This is a genomic window from Streptomyces sp. NPDC003016, assembly GCF_053591455.1.
On sequence record NZ_JBSFTV010000015.1, the window covers coordinates 94,295 to 117,536 of the forward strand.

General features: G+C 71.4%; 21 protein-coding genes and 1 pseudogene. 14 read left to right on the forward strand and 8 right to left on the reverse strand.

Annotated features, from left to right (window positions below):
* Positions 1-151 precede the first annotated feature (151 nt).
* The 4 genes from ychF to ACWDZ4_RS15430 all read left to right on the forward strand — a co-directional run bounded on the left by ychF (position 152) and on the right by ACWDZ4_RS15430 (position 3,655).
* Positions 152-1,240, forward strand: coding sequence for a redox-regulated ATPase YchF (gene ychF / locus ACWDZ4_RS15415; protein ID WP_451508892.1), 1,089 nt, complete (start codon positions 152-154; stop codon positions 1,238-1,240).
* A 665-nt stretch (positions 1,241-1,905) separates the two neighbouring features.
* Positions 1,906-2,157: a type II toxin-antitoxin system VapB family antitoxin gene (locus ACWDZ4_RS15420; RefSeq protein WP_062781983.1), complete on the forward strand. Its 252-nt coding sequence runs from the start codon at positions 1,906-1,908 to the stop codon at positions 2,155-2,157.
* Complete coding sequence (locus tag ACWDZ4_RS15425; protein WP_451508893.1) at positions 2,154-2,570, forward strand: PIN domain-containing protein; 417 nt, start codon at positions 2,154-2,156, stop codon at positions 2,568-2,570. Before ACWDZ4_RS15420 ends, ACWDZ4_RS15425 begins: the two co-directional genes overlap by 4 nt.
* 494 nt (positions 2,571-3,064) lie before the next feature.
* Positions 3,065-3,655 (forward strand): hypothetical protein, encoded by a 591-nt coding sequence (locus tag ACWDZ4_RS15430; RefSeq protein WP_451508894.1) that lies wholly within the window; start codon positions 3,065-3,067, stop codon positions 3,653-3,655.
* Here the strand turns inward: ACWDZ4_RS15430 and ACWDZ4_RS15435 are convergent.
* Entirely contained in the window at positions 3,570-4,013 is a 444-nt protein-coding gene (locus tag ACWDZ4_RS15435; RefSeq protein WP_451508895.1) for a nuclear transport factor 2 family protein, read from the reverse strand. The two genes, ACWDZ4_RS15430 and ACWDZ4_RS15435, sit on opposite strands and share 86 nt — an antisense overlap.
* A gap of 91 nt (positions 4,014-4,104) precedes the next feature.
* A complete protein-coding gene (locus tag ACWDZ4_RS15440; RefSeq protein ID WP_451508896.1) occupies positions 4,105-5,388 on the reverse strand; it encodes an MFS transporter in 1,284 nt (427 codons plus the stop codon).
* Positions 5,389-5,499: 111 nt separating this feature from the next.
* Here ACWDZ4_RS15440 and ACWDZ4_RS15445 point away from each other — a divergent pair, with 111 nt between their 5' ends.
* A complete protein-coding gene (locus tag ACWDZ4_RS15445) occupies positions 5,500-6,012 on the forward strand; it encodes a MarR family winged helix-turn-helix transcriptional regulator (protein WP_451508897.1) in 513 nt (170 codons plus the stop codon).
* Between the two features lie 209 nt (positions 6,013-6,221).
* Here ACWDZ4_RS15445 and ACWDZ4_RS15450 read toward each other — a convergent pair.
* Positions 6,222-7,109: pseudogene (locus tag ACWDZ4_RS15450) on the reverse strand (pyridoxal-phosphate dependent enzyme).
* Positions 7,110-7,456: 347 nt separating this feature from the next.
* On the opposite strand from ACWDZ4_RS15450, the gene ACWDZ4_RS15455 reads away from it, so the two are divergent.
* Complete coding sequence (locus tag ACWDZ4_RS15455) at positions 7,457-9,034, forward strand: S8 family serine peptidase (protein ID WP_451508898.1); 1,578 nt, start codon at positions 7,457-7,459, stop codon at positions 9,032-9,034.
* Between the two features lie 164 nt (positions 9,035-9,198).
* On the opposite strand, the gene ACWDZ4_RS15460 is transcribed toward ACWDZ4_RS15455, so the two are convergent.
* A complete protein-coding gene (locus ACWDZ4_RS15460; RefSeq protein WP_451508899.1) occupies positions 9,199-9,642 on the reverse strand; it encodes a MarR family winged helix-turn-helix transcriptional regulator in 444 nt (147 codons plus the stop codon).
* 152 nt (positions 9,643-9,794) lie between these two features.
* Between ACWDZ4_RS15460 and ACWDZ4_RS15465 the strand changes: the two genes are divergently transcribed.
* From ACWDZ4_RS15465 to ACWDZ4_RS15500, 8 genes are all read left to right on the forward strand, one after another.
* Positions 9,795-10,352, forward strand: coding sequence for a quercetin 2,3-dioxygenase (locus ACWDZ4_RS15465; protein ID WP_451508900.1), 558 nt, complete (start codon positions 9,795-9,797; stop codon positions 10,350-10,352).
* Positions 10,337-11,242: an alpha/beta hydrolase fold domain-containing protein gene (locus tag ACWDZ4_RS15470; protein WP_451508901.1), complete on the forward strand. Its 906-nt coding sequence runs from the start codon at positions 10,337-10,339 to the stop codon at positions 11,240-11,242. The genes ACWDZ4_RS15465 and ACWDZ4_RS15470 overlap by 16 nt, the downstream gene beginning before the upstream one ends.
* Before the next feature lie 269 nt (positions 11,243-11,511).
* On the forward strand, positions 11,512-12,264 hold the full coding sequence (locus ACWDZ4_RS15475; protein ID WP_451508902.1) for a GntR family transcriptional regulator: 753 nt from the start codon (positions 11,512-11,514) through the stop codon (positions 12,262-12,264).
* A 176-nt stretch (positions 12,265-12,440) separates the two neighbouring features.
* Positions 12,441-14,192: a purine-cytosine permease family protein gene (locus ACWDZ4_RS15480; protein WP_451508903.1), complete on the forward strand. Its 1,752-nt coding sequence runs from the start codon at positions 12,441-12,443 to the stop codon at positions 14,190-14,192.
* Between the two features lie 181 nt (positions 14,193-14,373).
* Positions 14,374-14,553 (forward strand): SPOR domain-containing protein, encoded by a 180-nt coding sequence (locus ACWDZ4_RS15485; protein ID WP_451508904.1) that lies wholly within the window; start codon positions 14,374-14,376, stop codon positions 14,551-14,553.
* Positions 14,554-14,617: 64 nt separating this feature from the next.
* Entirely contained in the window at positions 14,618-15,046 is a 429-nt protein-coding gene (locus tag ACWDZ4_RS15490; protein WP_451508905.1) for a (deoxy)nucleoside triphosphate pyrophosphohydrolase, read from the forward strand.
* Between the two features lie 201 nt (positions 15,047-15,247).
* Entirely contained in the window at positions 15,248-15,676 is a 429-nt protein-coding gene (locus tag ACWDZ4_RS15495) for an ATP-binding protein (protein WP_451508906.1), read from the forward strand.
* Positions 15,677-15,833: 157 nt separating this feature from the next.
* A complete protein-coding gene (locus ACWDZ4_RS15500; RefSeq protein WP_451508907.1) occupies positions 15,834-18,410 on the forward strand; it encodes a SpoIIE family protein phosphatase in 2,577 nt (858 codons plus the stop codon).
* 61 nt (positions 18,411-18,471) lie between these two features.
* Here ACWDZ4_RS15500 and ACWDZ4_RS15505 read toward each other — a convergent pair whose 3' ends face one another.
* The 4 genes from ACWDZ4_RS15505 to ACWDZ4_RS15520 form a co-directional block, all read right to left on the reverse strand.
* On the reverse strand, positions 18,472-19,182 hold the full coding sequence (locus ACWDZ4_RS15505; RefSeq protein ID WP_451508908.1) for a PspA/IM30 family protein: 711 nt from the start codon (positions 19,180-19,182) through the stop codon (positions 18,472-18,474).
* Between the two features lie 37 nt (positions 19,183-19,219).
* The gene (locus tag ACWDZ4_RS15510) at positions 19,220-21,355 is read right to left on the reverse strand and encodes a TPM domain-containing protein (protein WP_451508952.1); all 2,136 of its coding nucleotides are present in this window, start codon (positions 21,353-21,355) and stop codon (positions 19,220-19,222) included.
* A gap of 178 nt (positions 21,356-21,533) precedes the next feature.
* Positions 21,534-22,391, reverse strand: a complete 858-nt coding sequence (locus ACWDZ4_RS15515; protein ID WP_451508909.1) for an arylamine N-acetyltransferase family protein — start codon at positions 22,389-22,391, stop codon at positions 21,534-21,536.
* Positions 22,392-22,463: 72 nt separating this feature from the next.
* Complete coding sequence (locus ACWDZ4_RS15520) at positions 22,464-23,234, reverse strand: succinate dehydrogenase/fumarate reductase iron-sulfur subunit (protein ID WP_451508910.1); 771 nt, start codon at positions 23,232-23,234, stop codon at positions 22,464-22,466.
* Between the last annotated feature and the right edge of the window lie 8 nt (positions 23,235-23,242).

Consider the following 23,242-nt stretch of genomic DNA (forward strand, 5'->3'; position numbering starts at 1 on the left):
GGCGCAGGACACGCCCTTTGGGTGACCTTGGCCCTGCGTTCGAAGTCACGCGGCCGCTCGCCCTTCCGGTCGTGGGTCCGACAGGACACGCCCGTAAACTGGGGGATCGGTCCACTCCCGTGGCCAGTCCGCACTCCAGGAAGTCGCCAACGTGTCGCTCACGATCGGAATCGTCGGCCTGCCGAATGTCGGCAAGTCGACCCTGTTCAACGCCCTGACCAAGAACGACGTGCTGGCGGCCAACTACCCGTTCGCCACCATCGAGCCCAACGTCGGCGTCGTCGGCGTCCCCGACCCCCGCCTGGCGAAGCTCGCCGAGATCTTCAACTCCCAGAAGGTCCTCCCCGCCACGGTCGACTTCGTCGACATCGCCGGCATCGTCCGCGGTGCCTCGGAGGGTGAGGGCCTGGGCAACAAGTTCCTGGCGAACATCCGCGAGTCCGACGCGATCTGCCAGGTCATCCGTGCCTTCAAGGACGAGAACGTCGTACACGTCGACGGCAAGGTCTCGCCCAAGGACGACATCGAGACGATCAACACCGAGCTGATCCTCGCGGACCTCCAGTCCGTCGAGAAGGCGGTGCCGCGCCTGACGAAGGAGTCCCGCCTCCAGAAGGAGAAGGTCGCGGTCCTGGCCGCGGTCGAGGAGGCCCAGAAGATCCTCGAAGCGGGCACCACCCTCTTCGCCGCCGGCATCACCGCCGGCACGGAGAAGGGGCAGCTCCTCCACGAGCTCCACCTCCTCACCACCAAGCCGTTCCTCTACGTCTTCAACGTCGACGAGGACGAGCTGGTCGACGAGGACTTCAAGAACGAGCAGCGCGCGCTCGTCGCCCCCGCCGAGGCGATCTTCCTCAACGCGAAGATCGAGTCCGAGCTGATCGAGCTCGACGACGAGGAGGCCCTGGAGCTCCTCCAGTCCATGGGCCAGGAGGAGCCGGGCCTCGCCACCCTCGGCCGCGTCGGCTTCGACACCCTGGGCCTCCAGACCTACCTGACGGCAGGCCCCAAGGAGACCCGCGCCTGGACGATCAAGAAGGGCGCGACGGCCCCCGAGGCGGCCGGTGTGATCCACACCGACTTCCAGAAGGGCTTCATCAAGGCGGAGGTCATCTCCTTCGCCGACCTGGTCGAGACCGGCTCGGTCGCCGAGGCCCGCGCGAAGGGCAAGGCCCGCATGGAGGGCAAGGACTACGTCATGCAGGACGGCGACGTGGTGGAGTTCCGCTTCAACGTGTAGTGGATGACATATCACCACGTCGCTGATCTGGCAAACATGCAGGTCAGGAAGGGTCCGGCTCTTCGGGGTCGGGCCCTTGGCTTTTCCCGTGCTGGGATGGTGCTGGGATGGATGACTCCTCGTCACCCGCCATCACCCCTGCTCATCCCTACCGTGCTGGGATCGTGCTGGGGTGCGGGTGGGCTGCCCGTGCTGGGATCGAACCTGGCGTACAGCCCCGCTCTTCTGTGCAGTCGTACGGTCCGGTGCGCAGGTCCACCCCACTGTCTGCGCTCTCTTCACGCGACAGTTCAGGGAGAGAACTGGTTGGGTTGAGGCGAACGCCAGGTACTGGGGCGGTCAGGCTGCGATCTTCCGCGCCCTCATCGCTCACTCCGCTGAGGCCCGGCGGTATGGGCTGCCCCGCGAGTACAACTTGCCGCAGCAACGGATGTGGCCCTCCGCTGCCTCCTGTCTGCCCCAGGCAGCCGATGGGGCCGGCGACAACGTCCCCGCTCTGATTTTCACGTACGCCCGCTGCATAGTGAGGGCGGATACAGGACTGGCCTGCCCGGAGCGATTCGGCCCCTGATCCAGGTGCCCTCGGGATACCTCAGCCTTCTGATGTCATTTCTAAGTCTGAATTGATATCATTGGTAGGTCGTCGGACTGTGGAGGGACAACTGATGGCCAGGACTGTGATCGATCTGGATGAGGAGATCGTCGAGCAGGCGATGCGGGTGTACGGGGTGAAGACGAAGGCCGCCGCAGTGCGGGCGGCCATGGAGGAGGGGGTGAGGCTGCGGCTGCGCCGGGAGCTGTTCGATGCCATTGACGAGGGTGAGTTCGAGGACGCGTTCGCGGAGATCCGGTCGCAGACGGGGCCGCGGAATCCGGACGGCTCGCTAAAGCGCGAAGGCGGGGCTTCGGCGGCGTGAAGGGGCGCTACCTCATCGACAAGTCTGCGCTGGCCCGCCGGGGCAAGCCGGCGGTGCGGGCGCGGCTGGATGCGCTGGACCGTGACGGGCTCCTGGCGGTGTGCGCCCCGACCGAGTACGAGGTTCTGTACTCGGCGCGCGGAAAGCCCGAGGCGCTGCGCCTGCGTACTCTGCTCCGTGGTTTCGACTACGTGCCCTGCAACGACGAGGAGTTCGAGCGGGCACTCGCGATCCAGGCACTGGCGCTGAACGCTGGTTTTCACCGGGCGCTGTCGCTGGCCGACGTCCTCATCGCGGCAACCGCCGAACGGCACCGGGCCACGGTCCTGCACTACGACGGCGACTTCGACATGATCACCTCGGTGAGCGGGCTGCAAGCCGAGTGGGTCGTGGAGCCCGGCACCGCCGACTGAGCCGGGAACGCGCATGCCGTGCCAGGGCATGCCCCGACGGGTGGGGGCAGGGCCTGCTCGTCGTCAGCCGGATCGTTGTGGATCTGCTCAATGGTGCGGTTCGAGGGCTGCGGCTGAAACTCAGGTCAGAGCTTCGAGCATCCGTGCACCGGCGCCCGCATATGTTAGGTAGCGTTCTCGGCGTCGAATCTTCTTGTGCTTTGTCGAGATTCCCGTGCTGGGATGGTGCTGGGACGCGCCCGCATATCCGCAGGTCAAGCCGGTTGTGGTGGAGTTCCGCTTCAATGTGTGAGGGATCGAAGCAACGCCGCGTAAATATGCAGGTCGGATGGGGCCGGGCTCTGGTGAGTCCGGTCCCTTCCGCGTTTCCGTGCCGACTTTCGGTTGCCCCGGGGCGGGACGGAGGGCTTCGCCGGCGTCGTGGCGCCGGTGGGGCTCCGGTGTAGTACCGGGAGGAAACGGTCAGAATTCTCCGGCCTCCGGAGGGGGGCGTGATGTCCGAGCAGACGCTGGAGCCGGTGCGGCAGGAGCAGTTCGCGGAGCGGATGGGCCAGGTGCTCCATGATTCCTGCCCGGGGTATCTGTGCAGTCTCGGCCACCGGACGGGGCTGTTCGACGTCATGTCCGGCCTGCCGCCGTCGACCAGTGCGCAGATCGCCGTGGCCGCCCGTCTCGACGAGCGGTACGTGCGGGAGTGGCTCGGCGGCATGACGGTGGGCGGCTTCGTCGAGTACGGCAGACCGGAGGAGAACATCGGCCACCCGCTCGGCCCCGCCCTTTACCCCTTCTCGGTCTTCTACGGCATGACCGTCTCGCTCGGGAGGGCGGCGGCCCTGGGCGCGGTGTGGGGCAAGCAGCGGGTGTTGCGGCTGCTCGGGGATGCGGGGTTCGGCGACGTCGAGGTGCGTGAGGTGGAGGGTGGCGTCCTCAACGTGTACTACGTGGCCCGCAAGCGCCGCCGGTGGAGTGAGGTGGGACGAGATGAGGTGACGGGTGCTGTCACCTCCCGGGTCGCACCGGCACGTTCGGCAGGAGGCCGAGCTGGCCGAGGAAGTCCAGCTGGTCGAGGTAGAGCCGATAGCTGACGATCCTGCCGCCCTCGACCGTCGCGACGTCGCAGCCCCGTATCCTCACTTCCTTGTGCGTCGGCTCCGGGCTCTCGCCGGACGGCAGCACCAGCGGGCCGGTGTTCCTGCCCGTGAAGTAGCCCTCGTCGATCGCCGTGTTGCCGGATTCGTGCGCGTACACCGACTCGTACCTGCTGTCCGGGATCGCGTCCGTCATCTGACGCCAGTACTCACCGATGTTCTCCCGGCCCCGGAACTCTCGGTCCGGCGTGACGGCGACCGCGTCCTGCGCGAAGCACTCCATGATGGCCTTGAGGTCCGTTCCCCCGGTGAGCGCCTCGGTGAGCCGGTCCATGACCTCGCGCGCCTGGCCCATGATCCACCTCCGGTGTGTGCGTGGTGGCAGGTCTGTCTCATTTTTTCACAAAGCGGGATGGACGCGGCAGTTCTGCCGGGGGAATCGTCGGTCAGGTGAGGGTGATCAGGGCCGCGATCGCCGGGCCGAACGCGCCGCCGAGCTGGTAGCAGAGGCTGAACAGCCCGATCACCGTCGGGCGCTGGGAGTCGGAGGCGGCCTGGGTCGCGTACACCGCGAGGGTCGCGTTGCCCGCCGTGGTCGTGAGGGCCGCGACCGCGGCCACCAGGAGGAGCAGCGGCGCCCAGGGGGTCACGGTGGCCGTCACCGGCGCCAGCGCGCCCAAGGCGATCAGGACCGTGAGGACCGTGCGCCTGCCCAGCCGGGCGGAGAGCGCGGCGAGGACCAGCGAGAGGAGGGAGCCGACCAGGAGGGCGATCAGCTGGCCCGCGCCGATGGTGGCGGTGGACCAGTGCGTACGGGCGGTGAGGAGCTGGGGCACCGCGAAGAGCAGCGTGAAGTACGACGTCGACAGGGCGCAGGCCAGCAGTGCGGCCGACAGGAACGCCGGGGTGCGCAGGAGCGCGGCCGGGACGAAGCCGTCGGGGCGGGTGCGGACGTGGGCCACCAGGAACGCGGCCCCCGCGAGCGCCGCACAGGCCGCCGGCAGCGGGTGGTGGGGGACGAGGACCAACGCGGTCGCCAGCGCCACCAGGAGGGAGGCGCCGCGGGCGTCGAAGGCGGTGGTGGGGGCCGGGGGCGTGCGGGGGGCCGCGCGGGTCACGGCCGGGAGGGCGAGCAGGGCCAGTACGGAGACCGTGAGCGACACGCGCCAGGAGAACGCGTCCGCGATCAGCGAGCCGAGCAGCGGGCCGGCCGCGCCGAGGACGCCGAAGCCCGCGGTGATCACCCCCATCCGGCGGACCGACCCCGCCAGGCTCATGGCCGAGGTGATCAGCCCGGCGCCGCCCACGGCCTGGGCCGCCCGGCCCGGCAGAGCCAGCGCCATCCAGGGCGCGAGGGCCACCAGCAGGGTTCCGGCCAGGACCAGGACCGTACTCACGCGCAGGGTGGTGCGCAGGCCGCGGCGGCGCAGCAGACTCGCCATCAGCGGGGTGCCGACCGCCATGGCCCATGCGAACGTCGTGACGAGCCAGGTGGCGGTCGCGGGCCGGACCCCGAAGGAGCCTGCCATCTCCGGGAGGATCAGGACCGGGCTGTTGGCGCCGGCGGCGACGGGGGTGGCGAGCAGCGCGAGCCAGAGGGCGGGGACCTGGCGGTTTCCGGTCGGGGCGGGCGGGATGGAGGGGACTGCCGTGGACGGGGCGGAGGAGGTTGAGGGGGCGGACGGGGTTGAGAGGGCGACCGGGGTCGGGGTCGGGGCGGGCTCGGGCATGAGAGCTCCTGTCGTTCAGGCTTGATAATCTCAACGTTGAGATAAAACAGTCCCTACCTCTCAACGTCAAGTGTCTTAACGTTGAGATTGCTTACGTTGAAGGGAATCAGGATGAGCGACGCGGTGGACGCGATCATCGGCCAGTGGCTCGTGGAGCGCCCGGACCTGGAGGAAGACCTCTGGCCCGTGCACGTCCTCGGCCGGCTTCAGCGTCTCGGGCGCGTGCTGGACAAGGAGTTCAGGACGTTCGCGGCCCAACGCGGCCTCGAACTCGGCGAGATCGACGTACTCACCACCCTCCAGCGCTCCGGTCCGCCGTACGCCCTGCCGGCCGGCGCACTCCTCAAGGCCGCCATGGTGACCTCCGGCGCGATCACCAACCGCATCGACCGCATGGAGGTCAAGGGGCTGGTCGAACGCGTGCGCGAAGAGAGCGGCGGCGACCGGCGCACGGTGAGGATCCGGCTCACCGACCACGGCCACGAGGTCACCCGTGAGTACATGGCCGCCCACCTCGCCAACGAGGCCCGCATGCTGCGCGTGCTGGGCCGCGAGGAGAGCGACCGCCTCGGCGGCTCCCTGCGCAAGCTGCTGGAGTCCTTCGGTGACACGTCGATCGGCTGACGGGTACGGGCGGACCACCGGGGCCGTGGCCGAACCCGCCGGGCGCCGGCGATCACGCCCGCGAGCGGGAGGAGCGGAGCGCTCGGTCCCGGCGTGCACAGCGGGGTGACGGAGGTGATGCGGCCGAGATGGCGTGGTGAAGCGGAAGGACTCTTCGGCAAGGGTTCTTCGGGAAGGGTTCTTCCGGGAGAATCCTTCCGCTTCTTCCGCTACTGCGCCGCCAGGCCCGTCTTCGCCCCCGCACCGCACAGCGGTACCACCGCCGTGCGGCCCTCCGGCGGCGGCTGTGCGCTCATCGCGGCCCAGTACGTCACCCCGGCCCAGCACGTCACCCCGGCCGGCTCGACGAAGAGTCCGCGTGCCGCCAGGTCCAGTTGCGTGGCCCGGAATCGGTCCTCGGTCACGGTCAGGAACGTGCCGCCCGACTCCCGTACGGCGCACAGGATCTGACGGGCGCGCGGTGGGCGCGGGATGGCGATGCCCTCGGCGAGGGTGGGCCGTCGATGTCTCGTCGGCGGCATCCGGACGCGCCGGACGCGCCGGACGCGCCGGACGCGCCGGACGCGCCGGACCTTCCAGGTCTTCGGCGCACGGGCGGAAGGCCGCCGCCAGCGGCGACACCGCCTGGGCCTGTACGGCGATCAGTGCGGGGCGGCTGTCGATGAGTCCGTGGGCGTGCAGTTCGGCGATCGCCGTGCCCGCGTTGCCGCTGCTGTCCGCGACGGCGCGGGCCACCCGGCCGGGGCCGAGGCGGCGGGCGGGACGGCGGGCGAGTTCGGCGAGCATGACCGCGCCGCGGTCCTTGAACGGGAGCGCCGGCATCAGGAAGTCGAGTGTGGCCGAAACGGCGTCGGTGAGGGGGTGAGCGGAGTGCGGCCCTCCCCGAGCGTGACGGCGGTCGCCGTACCCGTCAGTGGCAGTGTCTCCTCGTAACACCACAGTGAACTCCCCCGTCCCGCGAGTGACTTCAGCGGTACGGGCGAGGAGGGGGTGAAGCCGAGATCCCAGGGGCCGCCGCAGGCGGGGCAGTGCCGGGCGAGGGACTCGGCGGGGCGCGGGAGCCGTCGGCGGGGCAGCGGTAGGTCACGGCGCCGCAGGAGCCGCAGGAGCCGCTGGTGTCGTTGAGGTCGCCGGGTGGTGCCGGGGGTGCCGGGGTGACCGGGGGTGCCGGGGTGGCCGGAGTCGTCGAGGCCGTCAGGCGGGAAGCGTAAGGAAGTCCTCCGCGCGGTGATCGTCCATGTCGGGTGTGTGGCAGGTGTATTGCGGGTCCGAATTGACTCTTGTGGGATTCCTATGGATGCGCCAATCTTTCGCCTGGCGGCAAGACGCGGGAAACGACGCGGACCCCGAAGCGTCAATTTGTCATGCCCATGTCCTGCTGTTGTACCGCCGCACCGCCGCACCACCCCCCACCAGCGCACCGCCAATGAGGAGGATCCCTCACATGTCCGTGATGCGTAGTTCCCGGCGAAGAATTGCCGCAGCCAGTGCCACCGCCGTCGTAGCCCTCGCGCTCGGCGCGGCCTCCGCCCTCCCCGCCACCGCGGCCACCGCCGCCGAGGGCCGGATCCTGAACGCCGGAGCCCCCGGAACCATCGCGGGCAGTTACATCGTGACCCTCGACGAGGCGGCGGCGGACGCCGGTTCGGCGGAGGGCAAGGCGCTGGCGAAGGAGTACGGCGCAAAGATCAGGAAGACGTACACCGCGGCCCTCAACGGGTACGCCGTCGAGCTGTCCGAGGCGCAGGCGAAGAAGTTCGCCGCCGACCCGGCCGTCGACTCCGTCGTGCAGAACCGCACCTTCACCGTCAGCGCGACCCAGCCCAGCCCGCCGTCCTGGGGCCTGGACCGCATCGACCAGAAGGCCCTCCCGCTGAACCAGAGCTACACCTACCCGGACGCCGCCGGCGAGGGCGTCACGGCGTACGTCATCGACACCGGCGTACGCATCACCCACAGCGACTTCGGCGGCCGCGCCTCCTACGGCTACGACGCCATCGACAACGACAACACCGCGCAGGACGGCCACGGCCACGGCACGCACGTCGCCGGTACGGTCGCAGGCGGCGCGTACGGCGTCGCCAAGAAGGCCAAGGTCGTCGGCGTCCGCGTCCTCAACAACCAGGGCTCGGGCACCACCGCCCAGGTCGTCGCGGGCATCGACTGGGTGACGAAGAACGCCGTCAAGCCGGCCGTCGCGAACATGAGCCTCGGCGGCGGCGCCGACGCCGCCCTCGACACCGCCGTACGCAACTCCATAGCCTCCGGCATCACCTACGCCGTCGCCGCGGGCAACGAGTCCACCGACGCCTCCACCAAGTCGCCCGCCCGGGTGAGCGAGGCGATCACGGTCGGCGCCACCACCAGCACCGACGCCAGGGCCAGCTACTCCAACTACGGCAGCGTCCTCGACATCTTCGCGCCGGGCTCGTCCATCACCTCGGCCTGGAGCACCAGCGACACGGCGACGAACTCCATCTCCGGTACGTCGATGGCCTCCCCGCACGTCGCGGGCGCGGCCGCGCTCTACCTGGCGGCCAACAAGACCGCCACTCCGGCCCAGGTCTCCACCGCGCTGACCTCGGCCGCCACCACGGGCGTCGTGACCAGCCCCGGAACCGGCTCGCCGAACCGCCTGCTGTACGTCGGTACGGGCGGCACCACCCCGCCGCCCACCGGCAAGCGGTTCGAGAACCTCACCGACTACACGATCAGCGACAACGCCACGGTGGAGTCGCCGGTCACCGTCAGCGGCGTCACCGGCAACGCGCCCGCGACGCTGAGCGTGCCGGTCGACATCAAGCACACGTACGTCGGTGACCTCAAGGTCGACCTGATCGCCCCCGACGGGACCGCCTACACCCTCAAGGGTTACGGCACGGGAGGCAGCAGCGACAACCTGATCACCACGTACACCGTCAACGCCTCTTCGGAGGTGGCCAACGGCACGTGGAAGCTGCGGGTCAGCGACAACGCGGCGAACGACATCGGGAAGATCGACTCCTGGGCGCTCCAGTTCTGACCTGCTCTGACCAGATCTGACGCGCTCTGACGTGTTCTGACGCGCCGAACGGATGAAGGGGGGCGGTCGCTTCGGCGGCCGCCCCCCTGTCGTGTGTCCGCGTGCCGCTTCCTTCGGGTTCCCCGGGCCGCCGCGTGCTCCGGAGCCCCGTGCTCCGGCGGCCTTCAGGCCCGGTCCAGGCAGGGCGGCCGGCCCCACGGTGCCTCCAGCGCCGCCCGCAGGGCGTCGACCGCCTCGCGGCCGATCCGTCCCGCCAGCTCCTCCTCCAGCCTCGCGAGGATCACGCAGGCCCGGCGGTGCGCGCGTTCGCCCTCCGGGGTGCGCCGGATCAGCCGCTGCCGGCCGGAGGCGGGGTCGGGGACCTGTTCCAGCAGTCCGTCGGCGACCAGGCCGTGCACGGCCTGATGCGCGGTCTGCCGGGTGACGCCCATCCGCCGGGCGAGCTCGGAGGCCGTGGTGCCCTGCTCGTCCAGTACGGCGAAGAGCCGGGCCTGGGTCGGGGACACCGGCACCGCGCCGGCCTCGTCCAGAGTCGCCAGCAGCGCGTCCTCGAACCAGCGCCGGGCATCACCGAGCAACTGGGGAAGGTCGCGGCCGGTGGCGTTCATCTGTTCCTCACGTGTTCCTCACGGCGGTCGGGCGGGTCGGGCCGGCCGGTGGGCCGGCGGGGACGAGTTTATTGCCGGCGGCTTGCCCGTCGGCCGACTCTTATGTCAGGCTACCTGACATTCCTTGTGTGAAGCCGACCCTGGGAGAACCCATGACGATCGAGTACGCCACCCGCTACCGGCGTGCCTCGCGCATCCCCGCCGAACCGGGGAAGCCCTATTTCATCGAGAAGGGCGAGGGGGACCGCGCCCACCTGTTCGGCGACCTGATCACCGTCTACGCGGGCGGCGAGCAGACCGAGAACACCTTCAACTTCTTCACCGTCGAAGGCCCCAAGGGCGACCTCATCCCGGCCCACCTGCACATCGACACCCACGAGGTCTTCTACATCACCCAGGGAGCGGTCCGGCTGTTCGTCGAGGACACCGAAGGCAACCAGCAGGAAAAGCTCCTCACCCCCGGCGACTTCGGTTTCGTGCCGAAGAACTGCCGGCACGCCTACCGCATGGAGCGCCACCACAGCCAGGTCGTCGGCGTCGCCGCCGGTCCCGGAGGCACCTTCGAGCGGTTCTTCGAGAACCTCGGCGCGCCCGCCGAGGAACTGGGCCTGCCGAAGGAGCCCGTCGTACCCGAACCCCACAAGTTCGGTACCGTCCCTCAGGAGTTCGACGTGCGCTTCCTGCCCGACCACCAGTGGCGGACGCGGTGAAGCCCGGCCGCCCCTCCCTGCGGGAGCTGATCGCCGCGCCCCACCCGGACGTCGCCCCCCTGCCTCCCTCCGCCGTGTACGGGGACGAGTCCGGCGTACGCGTGCTGCGCGGCGTCCCCTGCGGTGCCATCGAGGGCAGCCGCCCGCTGGAACTCGATCTGTGGCTGCCCGGGGCCGCCCCGGCCGGGCCCGCCCCGCTGGTGCTGTTCGTGCACGGCGGTGCCTGGCGCCGCGGACGGCGCGACGACATGGGCCTGCGTACGCGCCACTGGGCCCCGGGGCCCTTCGCCCGCATCGCGGCGGCGGGGGTCGCGGTCGCCTGCGCCGACTACCGGCTCAGCGGCGAAGCCACCTTCCCCGCCCCGCTGGACGACCTCCGCACCGCACTGCGCTGGCTCACGCTGCGCTCGGCGGAGCTCGGCATCGACACCGGGCGGACGGTGGTGTGGGGAGAGTCCGCCGGCGGGCACCTCGCCTCCCACCTCGCCCTCACCCACACCGACCCGCCCCTGGCCGGCGCCGTCGTCTGGTACGGCCCGAGCGATCTGACCACCCCCCGCGACGGCTACGACCCCGCGAACCCGGCCACCCCGGAGGCCCTGCTGATCGGGGCCGCCCCGGCCGCCGCCCCCGACCGTGCCCGCGCCGCGAGCCCCGTCACGCACGTCCGCTCCGACGCGCCGCCCTTCCTGCTCGTCCACGGCGAGAAGGACACCATGGTGTCGTGCACGAACAGCGAAGCCCTGGCCGCCGGCCTCAAGGGCGCCGGTGCGCCGGTCGAGTTGCGTACGGTGCCGGACGCCGATCACGGCTGGTACGGACTGCCCGACGAGGAGGTGGAGGACATCTTCGCCCACTCGCTGCGCTTCGCCCTGCGCCTGGTCACCTGAACCGCGCCCGAACCGCGCGGCCCCCGAACCGCGCCGTCCCCGCATGCGCTGCCCGCGGCATTCCTGACGGTGAGTCGCCGGACGGGGTGCGGGGGCCGGAAGCGGAATCTAATCGGCCGGTTCGGGGGTGAGGGGCTGACATCCCTACCCACGCCAAGGCCCTGCGTAAAAGCAAATCATCACTTCGGGTGAAACTTTGGCCCGTGCTTGCGGTCAACAACCTACGGTTGTCACGCTGTTGCTGTCTGTCAACCTGATGGGAGTGGCCAGTGACATTCGGTGAGCAGCCGGCCTATCTGCGCGTCGCGGGCGATCTACGGCAGAAGATCGCCGACGGTTCCCTGCCACCCCACACCCGTCTCCCCTCCCAGGCCCGCATCCGCGCGGAGTACGGCGTCTCCGACACCGTCGCCCTGGAGGCCCGCAAGGTCCTGATGGCGGAGGGCCTGGTCGAAGGCCGCTCCGGTTCCGGTACGTACGTGCGCGAGCAGCCCGTCCCGCGCCGCATCTCCCGGGCCGGCTACCGGGGGACGGTGCCTTCGACCCCGTTCCGGCAGGAGCAGTCGGAGGCCGGCGCGCGCGGCACCTGGGAGTCCGGCAGCGAGCAGGAGGAGGCGACCGCGTCCATCGCCAAGCGGCTCGGCATCCAGGAGGGCGACCGCGTGATGCGCACGCGGTACGTCTTCAGGGACGCGGGGGAGGCGATGATGCTCTCCACCTCCTGGGAGCCCCTCACCGTCACGGGGCGTACGCCCGTGATGCTGCCCGAGGAGGGCCCGCTGGCCGGCTGCGGCGTCGTCGAGCGGATGGCCGCCATCGACATCGTCGTGGACAACGTGGTGGAGGAGGTCGGCGCACGCCCCGGCCTCGCGGAGGAGCTGCTCAGGCTCGGCGGCGTACCGGGCCATGCGGTGCTGGTCATCGAGCGGACGTACTACGCGTCGGGGATGGCGGTCGAGACGGCCGACGTGGTGGTCCCGGCCGACCGCTACCGGATCGCATACCACCTGCCCGTGAAGTGACCGGCGCGAAGCGGTCGACGGCTGGTGTGCGGACACCTGGTCCGCCCGCCGTGATCCCGAGTTGACGCACCGCCGTATCCCGTAACGGCCGGGTAACCGACGGCCGCGACGGGCTGTCATGTCCCGGTCCTAATTTCCCGTGCGTACCCGCACACCGGACGGACGGGAAGCCACCGATGACGGACACCGCCACACCCGCGACCAGGGCCCCTGACGAGCGGCCCGGCCGGCCCGGGCAACCGGGGCAACCCGAGCGATCCGGGCAACCGCCCAAGCGGAGTTACGCCCGGCTCGCCGCCGACGAGAGCCGCGAGGACTACTCGCTCCGGTACGCCCCGCACTCCTTCCGCCGCTGGTCGCCGTCGATGGTCGCGGGCACCGCGCTCGGCGGCATCGCGTATCTGGCGGACTTCGCGATCGGTGCGTCGATCGTCTTCACGTACGGCTTCACGAGCGGCCTCGCCTCGATCCTGTGCGCGGCCGCCGTGATCTTCCTCACCGGCATACCGATCGCCCGCGCCTGCGCCACGTACGGCCTCGACATGGACCTGATCACGCGCGGCGCCGGCTTCGGCTACTTCGGCTCCACCCTGACCTCGCTCATCTACGCCTCCTTCACCTTCATCTTCTTCGCGCTCGAAGGCTCGATCATGGCGCAGGCCATGCACCAGGCCGTCGGACTCCCGGTCGGGATCGGCTACTTGGTCACCACCCTGATCGTCATCCCCATCGTCTTCCGGGGGATGGGCGCGCTCGCGAAGGTCCAGGCGTGGACGCAGCCGGTCTGGCTGATCGGTCTCGTCCTGCCCTTCGTCGTGATGGCCTTCGAGGCGCCGGACGCCTGGGGCGAGTTCACGACGTTCGGCGGCACCGAGGGCGCCGGCTCCGGCTTCTCCTGGGTCGCCTTCGGGCTCGGTACGGGCGTCGCGCTCTCCCTCATCGCCCAGATCGGCGAGCAGGCCGACTACCTGCGCTTCATGCCCGCCAAGACCGAGGCGAACAGACGCCGCTGGAACCTCGCCGTGCTGGCGGCGGGGCCCGGCTGGGTCGTCATCGGCGCGGCGAAGCAGCTCGGCGGCGCCTTCCTCGCCTTCGTGGCGCTGGAGGTGGTCGGCAGGACGCACGCGCTGGAGCCGATCACGCCCCAGACCGAGGCGCTCAAGCCGTGGCTGGGGTCCGTCGCCCTGCCCGCCGCCGCGCTCTTCGTGATCGTCTCCCAGATCAAGATCAACGTGACCAACGCCTACAGCGGCTCGCTGTCCTGGTCGAACTTCTTCTCCCGCATCACGCACAAGCACCCCGGCCGCGTCTGGTACATCTTCCTCAACCTCGCCATCGCGCTGACGCTGATGGAACTGAACATGTTCGCGGCGCTCAACAAACTGCTGGGCTTCTACTCGAACGCCGGCATCGCGTGGATCGTGGCCGTCGCCGCCGACCTGGTGATCAACAAGCGGATCGGGCTGAGCCCGCCGTACATCGAGTTCAAGCGGGCCTATCTGTACGCGGTGAACCCGGCCGGCTTCGGGGCCATGGTCATCGCCTCGACGGTTTCGATCCTGGCCTTCTTCGGGCTCTTCGGGGAGTACGCCGAAGCCTTCTCCACCTTCATCGCGGCCGGACTCGCACTCGTCCTGTGCCCGCTGATCGCCCGGCTCACCCGGGGCAGGTACTACCTGGCCCGCCCGAACCCGGTGAACGGCCCGCACGTCGACGTCGACGACATCACCGCCACCCACACCTGCACGGACTGCGAGACGGCGTACGAACTGCCGGACGTCGCCGACTGCCCCGCCCGGTCGGGGCCCGTCTGCTCGCTGTGCTGCTCACTCGACTCGGAGTGCGGCGACATGTGCCGCAAGGGGGAGGCGGCGGGCCCCGTGCTGATGCCGGTGCCGACGCTGCCACTGCCGCCGCGCGAGGGCTGAACGGCCATCGGGAAAGGGGGCGCACTCGCCGGAGTGCGCCCCCTTTCCCATGGCTTGATGCGTACCTCTTTGTGTAAAAGCGTATCCGCTGAGTGAAGGTCAGGCGTAGGGTCGGGCATATGCGGACTGCGGTTTCCTGGGGATCCTTAGAAACGGACACGCCGGCGGACGGAGGCGCACGATGAGCGACAGCGGCGCTGTTCTCCCGTGGCTGGTCATACGGCAGGACGACAACGGCAACCGGTACCGCGTCGGCCGGTACGCGACCAGGGCCGAGGCGCAGAAGATCGTCGACAGCTTCGACGGCTGCGGCCACAAGCGGCTGTACTGGGTCGAGCGGCTCGGCCAGAGCGTCCAGTAGCCGCCCGTCCGGGGCCGCCCGTCCGCGTCCCGCCGCTTTTCCCGTACGCCGTAGGCTCCGGGGCATGACTGGCGTGACTGATCGTGTCGTGGTGGTGGGCGCAGCCGTGTTCCACGAGGGGCGGTTGCTGGCCGCGCGCCGCAGCGCCCCGCCCGAGCTGGCCGGCGGCTGGGAGCTGCCCGGCGGCAAGGTCGAGCCCGGCGAGAGCCCGGAGCGGGCGCTCGTACGCGAGCTGCGCGAAGAACTGGGCGTCGAGGCGGACGTGAGGGAGCGCATCCCCGGCGAGTGGCCCCTCAAGCCCGGTTACGTCCTCCAGGTGTGGACCGTCCGGCTGCTGTCCGGCACCCCTCGCCCGCTCCAGGACCACGACGCCCTGCGCTGGCTCCTTCCGCACGAGGCGGACACCGTGGACTGGCTCGTCCAGGACCGCCCCGCCGTCGCCGAGGCGGTACGCCGCCTGAGCGCTCTGCCGGGGACCGCCGCGCAGGCGTGACGGACGACGCCGCGCCCCCCGCCGTACGCGCGGCTCCCACGCAGACCCGGAGCCCCGACCGCGGGGCGTGCGGCGGGGGCCTGTACGCCGTTCGTGCCCCTGTGCACCCAGGGCTGCGATAGCTCGGCCCTTATATCGGGTATGTGCAGATTAACCCCACGAAAAAGGACGCGGGTCTGCTGCAGGTCTGGGATCTGGGATGTGATCGGCGTGATCGACACCGACGGCGCCTGCGCCGAGTGGTCGTTCCCTGCTGAGCCCGGTGCCGTCCGTACCGCCCGCCACGCCGTCCGGGACGCGCTGCGCGCCTGGGACCTGTCGGATGCCGTCGGAGACGTGACGGTACTGCTGGTCAGTGAGCTGGTGACCAATTCCTTGCGGTACGCGTCCGGGCCGATCGGGGTCCGTCTCCTGTGCCCCGCCACCGACGGCCACCCGCCGGGCGCACGGCCCGTACTGGTGGTCGAGGTCTCGGACCCGCTTCCGGATCCGCCCCTGGAGCGGGCCGCGGGCCCCGATGACGAGGGAGGACGGGGTCTGCAACTGGTGGCCTGTTCCACCCGGCGATGGGGCACCCGGCGCGGCAGAACGGGCAAGACGGTGTGGTTCGAGCTGGCTCTCCCTGGTTAGAAGAGGGAAGGGACAATGATCACCTCGGGGGAAATCTTTCCTGGCCGAAAAGGAACGAGACCGTGCTGTGATCGTGAACGCCGTGCAGGTTGTGACCGTAGTGCTGAATACTGCGGGAAGGACCGGTCCGGTGCGCTGAGCTGGAGGGGACGGTCGCGTGAACGAGATACCAGCGACAGCTGGCGAAGTGATGTGGCAGAACAGCCCGCCCGGCTCGATCTACGACTACATCGGAGTCGCCTCCTTCTCGGTGGGCCCCGACGGGCTGGTCGAGCAGTGGAGCAGGCGGGCCGAAGAGCTGTTCGGCCTGGCCGCCGACGAGGTCGTGGGCAAGGACCCGGTCGAGACCTTCATGCCCTGCGAGCTGCGGATGCGCGGACAGCACCGGCTCGCCGGGATCCTCGACGGCAAGGAGTGGACGGGCCTCGTACCGTTCCGGACGCCCGGCCGCGAGGGTGAGCAGGGCGCGCAGGGCGCGCAGGGCGCGCAGGGCGCGCAGGGCGTCGCGGAGATCTATGTGATGCCCAGCGCGGCGAGCGACGGCGAACGGGCCGCGCTCTGCATCGTCGTCGACATCCATGCCGTGCGCCGGATCGAGACCGACCTCGCTGCTTCGCAGGCCATTTTCGGTCAATCTCCTTTCGGATTCCTGCTTTTCGGTACGGACCTCACCGTCCAGCGTGCCAACCAGCGCTTCGCCACCGTCTTCGGCGGCAGTGCGGCCGACCACCGCGGCCGCACCGTCCACGACTACCTCTCCCGCCCCGAGGCCGACCGGATGACCGCGGCCCTGGAGCGGGTCCTGGAGACCGGCGAGGCCGTCACCGACCTGCAGATCGTCGGCACCGCCCCCGGCGAGACGGAGCGCAGGCACTGGTCGGTCAACCTCTACCGGGTGCACAGCGGATCCGGCCGCACCATCGGGGTCGCCGGGCTCGCCACCGACGTGACCCGCCGCCACGTCGCCGCCCGCGAGGCCGCCGACGCCCGCCGCAACCTCGCCCTGCTGAACGAGGCCGGCGCCCGTATCGGCAACTCCCTCGACCTGGAGACCACCGCCCGCGAACTCCTCGGCGTAGCCGTCCCCGGCTTCTGCGACCTCGCGTCCGTCGACCTCTACCAAGGGCTCCTGTCCGGTGACGAGACCCCGCCGGGCCGGGCCGACGGCAGCGCCGAGCTGCGCCGCGTCGCCTTCGCCAGCGCGGTCTCGGACGGCCCGCCGGTCGTCCCCGCACGCCTCGCCGGAGGCGACGCCCCGGCGCCGGCCGAAGTCGGCGACGTCCACCGCTACCCGTTCAACTCGTCCTGCGCGAGCGCCCTGCGCACCGCCCGCGCCCGGGTCGTGCCCGGTGAGGAGGGCAGCCTCGTCCACACCACGCTCGCCGTGCCGATGGTCGCCCACGACACCGTCGTCGGCCTCGCCCAGTTCTCCCGCGCGAAGGGGAGCGAGCCCTTCGGCGAGCGCGACCTCGCGCTCGCCACCGAACTCGCCGCGCGCGCCGCCGTCTGCATCGACAACGCCCGCCTCTACCGGCGCGAGCACGAGCGCGCCCTGATCCTCCAGCGCAGCCTGCTGCCCCCCGGCGACCCCGAGGCCGCCGGACTCGACATCGCCTGCCGCTACCTGCCCGGCAACACCGCGACCGAGGTGGGCGGCGACTGGTTCGACGTCATCGAACTGCCCGGCCACCGCACGGCCCTGGTCGTCGGCGACGTGATGGGCCGCGGCCTGCGTGCCGCCGTCGCCATGGGCGAACTGCGCACGGCGGTACGGACCTTGGCGCTCCTCGACCTGGAGCCCGCCGAAGTCCTCTACGCCCTCGACGAGATCGCGCGCGGCCTCGGCTCGCCCAGCGGCGCGCAGCACGCCTCACGCGCCGCCCACAAGGCACGCGAGGCCGACCTCTCCGAGGTCTACCTCGCGACCTGCGTGTACGCCGTCTACGACCCGGTCACCCGCCGCTGTACGTTCGCCAACGCCGGCCACCTGCCGCCCGTCCTCGTCGAACCGGGCGAGGAGGCGCTGCTGCTCGACGTACCGCCGGGCATGCCGCTCGGCGTCGGCGGTGAGCCCTTCGAGGAGGTCGAGGTCGAGGTGGCCGAGGGTGCGCTGCTCGCCCTCTACACGGACGGGCTCGTCGAGTCGAGGGACCATCCGCTCGACGAGGGGCTGCGCGAGTTCCGCAGGGCGCTCGCCGATCCTGTACGTCCCCTGGAGGAGGTCTGCGACCACGTGCTGAGCACCCTCGACACCCGGCACGGCGAGGACGACATCGCCCTGCTGATGGCCCGCATCCAGGGGCTGCCCGCCGATTCCGTCGGCGACTGGCGGCTGCCGCGCGAGCCGCGCTCGGTGGGCCGGGCGCGGGAACTGGCGCGGGCGCAGCTGCTGTCCTGGGGCCTCGAGGACCTGGTGGACACCACGGAGTTGCTGGTCAGCGAGCTGGTGACCAACGCCCTGCGGTACGGCGAGGGCGAGATCAGGCTCCGGCTGCTCCTCGACCGTACGCTCGTGTGCGAGGTGTGGGACGCGGGCCTCGTCCAGCCGCGGCGACGCCGGGCGCGCGACACCGACGAGGGCGGGCGCGGGCTTCAGCTGGTGGACCTGCTCAGCGCCGCGTGGGGCTCGCGGCGCACCCCGCGCGGGAAGACGGTCTGGTTCGAACTCGCCCTGCCGACGGGGGAGGCGGAGAAGGGCGGGCTCAGTGTCGACGAGCTGCTGAGCCTCTTCTGACGGCGGAGCCGGGACCGGAGCCGGAGCCGGGACCGGAGCCGGAGCCGATACGGAACGGCGGTCACCGGGCTTTCATGGCGGCCAGCCTGGCCTCGATCTCGGCGTCGTCGCCCAGGTTGTCCAGCTGCTCGAACTGGGCGTCCAGGGACGAAGCGGCCAGCTCCTGCCTGCCCATCGCCTTCGCCTCCTCCCGGCGCACCTTGTCCTCGAAGCGGCTCAGCTCGCTCGTCGGGTCCAGGACGTCGATGCTCTTCACGGCGTCCGTCATCCGGTTCTGCGCCTGCGCGGAGGTGGCGCGGGCCACCAGTTCGTCGCGCTTGGAGGTCAGTTCGGTCAGCTTGGTCTTCATCCGCACCAGACCGGCCTTGAGCTTGTCGACCACCTCCGTCTGCGTGGCGATGACCGGCTCGGCGGCCTTCGCCTCCTTCTCGGACCGGAGCTGCCGCTGGAGCGCCACCTTGGCGAGGCGGTCGAAGGCGTCCGCCTGCGTCGCCGGCCCGGCGCCGCGCATCTCGTCGGCCTTCCTGCTGGCGGCGAGCGCCTTGACGCCCCACTCCCTGGCCGCCTCGACGTCCTCCTCGTGGTCCAGCTCCAGGAGCCGCAGATTGCCGACGGTGGCCGCGACGGCCTCCTCGGCCTCCCTGATGTTGTCGGTGTAGTCGCGGATCAGCTGGTCCAGCATCTTCTGCGGATCCTCGGCCTGGTCGAGGAGGGAGTGGACGTTGGCCCTCGCGAGCTGGGTCACGCGGCCGAGGACCGTCTGCTTCGTCATGCGCATCTCCTTGAGTGGTGTGCGAGCGGTGTACGGGTCAGAACCGGCCGCCGCCGCCCCTGCGGCCCCGCGTGCCCCCGCCGCCGAAACTGCCGGGGCCGCCGCCGAAGCCCCCGCCCCCGCCGCCGAAACCTCCGCCCCCGCCGAAGCCGCCCACGCTCCGGCCGCCGCCGAGGAGGCCGCCGAGGAGGATGCCGCCGAGCACGGCCCCGTCCAGGCCGCCTCCGGCCGCGCCGCCCGCGCCTGCGAAGCCGCCGCCGAACCGGTCGTCGTACCCGCGTACGTCCTGTTCGGCCAGGCTCTGCGCCTGCCGGGCCATGGCGTCCGCCCGCTGGGCCTCGGCGAGCGCGCCGGGCGCGTCGGACGGTGCGGTGGCCGCGGACCGTTCGAGGTGGCGCTGCGCCTCCGCGAGCCGGGTGCGGGCCCGGCTGCCGACCGCGCCCCGGTGCGTGGTGATGTAGTCGGCGGCCGCCCCGGCCGTGGCACGGGCGGCGAGCGTGGCCTGGCCCAGCAGGGCGCGCGCCCGCTGCGCCACCGTCTCGCGCTCGCGCGCCCCCGCCAGGGCCGCGTCGAGCACCGAGTCGGCCTCCTCGACGCGGCGCAGGGCGTCGATCGGGTCGTACCGCCCCGACCGCTCCTCCTGCCGTACGTCGGTGACCACCGCCTCCGCGCGGGCGATGCGCCCCTGGAGGCCGGCGGTCGGGGCTCCGCCGCCACCGCCTTGCGCCGCGGACTCGAGGCCCTCCAGAAGACCGCGGGCGTCGGCGAGGTCGGTCTCGGTCTCGGTCAGCGCGCCGGGCAGTCTGCCCGCCGCCTCGGCGAGCTCGCGCGCCCGGCGGTCGACGGCGTCGATGAGCGTGGCCGCCTGGCCGACGGCGCTCTCGGCGGCCCGTACGAACACGGCCGCCCGGCCCGTGTCGCCCGCGTTCACCGCCTGCCGGGCCTCGGAGAGGCTGCCGGTCGCGAAGGCGAGCCGGTCCTTGGCCCGCTCGGCGTGGCCGGCGACCGGCGCGGCCGCGGAGTCGGCGTACCGTCCGCGCATCGCGGTCAGCACCGCCTCCGCCGTGCCCGTACGCCCGGCGAGATCGCGGAACGCCGCCTCGGCGGCGGCCAGCGCCTGAGGGGCGTTCTGCTCCAGGGCGCGCAGTCGGTCGAACGACTCGGCCTCGGCGTCGAGCCGGCGGTTGGCCTCGGCGCAGCGGGCGACGATCTCGTCGAGCATGCGGCGGCGGACGGCATCGTCCTCCGGGTGGGCGTCGTCGAGCTGCTGGCGCAGCCGGAAGGCGGCGGCCAGCTCGCTCCTGGCGTGCGCGAGCGCCTCGGCGAAGGGGCGGGCCGCCTCCTCGCCGAACTGGGCGGTCGCGAAGCCCAGTTCCTCCTCGCTGGTGCGGACCGCGTCGTCCGTCCCAACGAGCTCCCGTCCGGCCCGCGCGTCCAGCTCGGACAGCGGGACCTCCGGCTCCCGGGCCTCCCGGGCCGCCTCGGCCTCCCGGGTTTCCCGGGCCCCCCGGGCGGGCGTGGTCCGGGTGCTCGCGCGCCTCCTGCGCCGGGTGTACGTGTACGCCGCCAGCGCACCGGCCGCGCCGACCGCGACCACGGGAAGCACCAGATCCCCGGCGCCGCTCACGCCGTCCCCCGCACCGCCGCCGGGGTCGGCTTCGCCCGGGGTGGGGGTGGGGGCCGGGACGGGCTGTCCGGCGAGCACCGCGGCGCAGCCGTTCGCGGCGCCGATCGCCGCGCCCGCCCAGTCGTTCTCCCGCAGGGCGGGTTCGATCGCGATCCTGGCGACGTCGTCGAGCTGGGTGTCGGTGAGGCGCGAGTCCTGGTCGACGGAGTAGGCGTACTGCCGGTCGTGGGTGGCGACCGCGAGCAGCACGTCGTCGCGGCCGAGGCCGCTGCGCCCGGCGGTGGCGTCGGCCCAGCTCTGCCCGGGCCTCCCGGAGAAGTCACGGACGTACGCGACGAAGAGCTGGACGCGGCGGGTGTCGTAGAGGCGGTCCAGCGCGGCCTCGACGTCGTTCGCACGGTCGCCGAGCGCGCCCGCCCTGTCGGTGATCTGGCCGTCGCGGGAGAGGCGGACGGGGTCTTCGGCGGATGCGGGGGCCGTGGGCACTGCGAGGCACCACGCCGCGAGCAGTGTGCTGAGGAAGATCCGGGCGGCGGCGGTTCGCATCACGTTTGTGAGGTTATGTCCGTGCTGCGCGGCTCGCGAGCGGAGGACGGGGCGGGGCCGTGCCCCGCGGGGCACGGCCCCGCCCCGTCCTCGGCGATCCCAGCCTCTTGGGACTCCCCCCGGACGAGGTCCGGGGGGAGGGGGAGTTCGCGGAGCGGCGGCTGGGCCGACGCCGGCGTCAGACCAGCTTCGTCAGGAGCAGGTCCGCGTCGTCCGGGGTGAGCTCGATGCCGAACACGTCCGCCAGGACCTTCGGCACCTCCTCCGGCTCCAGCTCCCGCACCTCCGGCGGCCCGGCGACACCCGGCCTGACGGTGGTCAGCGTGCGGTTGTCCAGGACGTGCAGCCGGTCGGGGTGCACCCGCTGGACGAAGGGGCGGGAGCTGAAGGGGGAGTGCGGGCTCGTCGCGATGAAGTGGTTCGCCGTCCGGAAGTCGACCGGGTACTGCGGGTCGAGGGTGAAGGTGTGCCGCGCCATCCACCCGTCACCGGTGTCGTCGCTCTCGCCCTCGCGGGCCGGCTGGTAGAGCGTCCACCCGTCCGCGCCCGGCGTGACCTCCCCGCGCCGCAGCCGGTACGCCCACACGCCGTCCGTGGTTTCCGTACCGTCCGTGCCGTCCGTCAGCTCGATCGGCTCCAGCGGGCTCGCCCCGAAGCCGATGTCGCTCAGCCAGCGCCGCCCGTCGATCTCCACGATCAGCATGGCGTGCGTGGTGGGCAGCATCTTGGGCGCGCCCATCCTGATCCGGCCCAGGACGGTGAAGAACCGGAAGCCGAGCCGCTCCAGGGCCGCGGCGTACAGCGAGGCGTGCTCGAAGCAGTAGCCGCCGCGCGGGTTGCCGATCATCTTGCTCTGGATCGTGGCCGGATCGAGCGGGACGTCCCCCCGCAGAACCGCTTCCAGGTTCTCCCAGCGCACGTTCAGCACGTGCGCGCGGTGCAGCGCGCGCAAGGTTCCCAGGGTGGGGGAGCGGTCCCCCTCGTACCCCAGGTGGTCCAGGTAGGCGTCCAGATCGAGTGCGTCACCGTTCCACATGCGTGTGTCCCCCGTCGTACCGTCGTAATCGTCGACTCATGGCGACAGGTGCAGCGCGGCGGCGTACCGCCTCTATTCCGGGCGCCGGAAAATCTTGTTGCCCAGTTGGACCAGCGGATCGTACTTGCGGTCGGCGGCCCGCTCCTTCAGGGGAATCAGGGCGTTGTCCGTGATCTTGATGTTCTCGGGGCAGACCTCCGTGCAGCACTTGGTGATGTTGCAGTAGCCGAGCCCGTGCTCGTCCTGCGCGGTCTTCTTGCGGTCGACGCCGGCCTCGGCCGCCGCGTCCAGCGGGTGCATGTCCAGCTCGGCGATCCGCATCAGGAACCGCGGACCGGCGAAGGACCCCTTGTTCTCCTCGTGGTCGCGGACCACGTGGCAGGTGTCCTGGCACAGGAAGCACTCGATGCACTTGCGGAACTCCTGCGGCCGCTCCACGTCGATCTGCTGCATCCGGTAGTCGCCCGCCGCGACCCCCGGGGGCGGTACGAAGGCGGGCACCTCCCGTGCCTTCGCGTAGTTGAAGGACACGTCCGTCACCAGGTCGCGGACGACGGGAAAGGCCCGCAGCGGTGTGATGGTGACCGTCTCCTCGCGCGAGAAGACCGACATGCGCGTCATGCACATCAGCCGCGGCCGCCCGTTGATCTCCGCGCTGCACGAACCGCACTTGCCCGCCTTGCAGTTCCAGCGCACCGCCAGGTCCGGCACCCGGGTGGCCTGGAGGCGGTGGACGATGTCGAGGACGACCTCGCCCTCGTTCACCTCGACCTCGAAGTCCTCCAGCCGCCCGCCGTCCGCGTCACCGCGCCACACCCTGAAGGCCGCTGTGTAGCCGCTCATGCCGTGCA